Source organism: Chrysanthemum yellows phytoplasma (genome assembly GCF_000803325.1).
GTDB lineage: Bacteria > Bacillota_I > Bacilli_A > Acholeplasmatales > Acholeplasmataceae > Phytoplasma > Phytoplasma asteris.
This window is the reverse complement of the sequence record NZ_JSWH01000185.1, coordinates 1-1192: the sequence shown is the minus strand read 5'-3', so window position 1 is coordinate 1192 and position 1192 is coordinate 1. Positions and strand designations below refer to the sequence as shown.

Below are 1192 nucleotides of genomic sequence, written 5' to 3'. Positions count from 1 at the left end.
TTAGTTTGAAAAGATATGAAATTATCTACTTAATTTTAAGTCTTAAAGAACAATTTTAAAGACAAAATTTGTCTAAAAAAACGGAACAGCGCAAAGATTTAAGGTAATGTTTAAATTGATAAACTAGTTTTTTTACCAAAGAGTTAAATGAAGTTCGATTAATTGATTACGAATCCCTAAATTCTTTTTATTTTTTAAAGAAAAATATTATAATTTTAATAATCCAAAAAATGAAAAATAACTAGTTTTTTTATCAGCTGATAAAACCAACAGATATAAATTTAAGCTTTGAGTTACTTTTTTATATAAAAGGTTGAAAAGCTTAAATTTATATCTAAGTGATTCCAAAACTTGTTTATTGGTATGTTTATCTAAAAGTTTATTATTTTTATCAACCTTAAACTCTTTGACAACTTGCGCTTTTATAGTTTTTAAAAATATTTTAATTTGCAATATTATTATATATGTTAAAATATAATTACATGAGGATATTTTAATTTGAAGATATTTTAATTCAAGTGTTGATAAAAATTAAATAAAAAAAGGAGATCTATAATTGTTAAAAAAATTAGTTAAAAATAATTATTTAGTTTTTTTGATGTTAATAACATTAATTATGATTTTTTCCTCATCAATATTTAGTAAAAAAATTTTTGCGCACAATACAACAAATATACAAAAAAAAACATCTAGTGAAATTTTAGAAGTCAAAAATAAGAAATTTAATTTTATGGATATGGATTGTAAAAAATTTTCTCTCTTGGCTTTAAACAGAATTAATTTATTTAATTTAGGGATAACAATAAATCCTAATGATGTTGAAAAATTAAATGATATTACTCAAAAATGTTGTGATATAATCAATAGCGAATCTTCAAATAAGTTTAAAAGTCAAAAATCTATTCAAGAATCTTCGAATACAAATTTAGTAAAAATTGTGAATAATTTGAAAAAAGTTATTGTGAATAATTCAATTCGCAATAGTATAGAAATCAATGATACTTTTACAAATTGGAATCAGTATTTTGAAAATTGTTGTGTTATATTATTATCATCTCTCATCGAATGTAGCGAAACATATTCAGATGATGAATCCGAGTCTATTTTAATTTTTATGTCTTCTCAAATAACAGGTATGTTATCAGATATGTTGATAAAATATATTCTATCTGATTAAATTTTTATAATTTAT

General features: G+C 20.3%; 2 protein-coding genes and 1 pseudogene. 1 reads left to right on the top strand and 2 read right to left on the bottom strand.

Features of this window, described 5'->3' with window-relative positions:
• Window positions 1–91 precede the first annotated feature (91 nt).
• Window positions 92–174: pseudogene (locus tag OL66_RS04575) on the bottom strand (sigma-70 family RNA polymerase sigma factor); the annotation flags it as partial.
• Window positions 175–207: 33 nt separating this feature from the next.
• The gene (locus OL66_RS04065) at window positions 208–453 is read right to left on the bottom strand and encodes a hypothetical protein (protein ID WP_034172426.1); all 246 of its coding nucleotides are present in this window, start codon (window positions 451–453) and stop codon (window positions 208–210) included.
• Window positions 454–556: 103 nt separating this feature from the next.
• On the opposite strand from OL66_RS04065, the gene OL66_RS03075 reads away from it, so the two are divergent.
• On the top strand, window positions 557–1177 hold the full coding sequence (locus OL66_RS03075) for a hypothetical protein (protein ID WP_034172425.1): 621 nt from the start codon (window positions 557–559) through the stop codon (window positions 1175–1177).
• The last annotated feature ends 15 nt before the right edge of the window (window positions 1178–1192 follow it).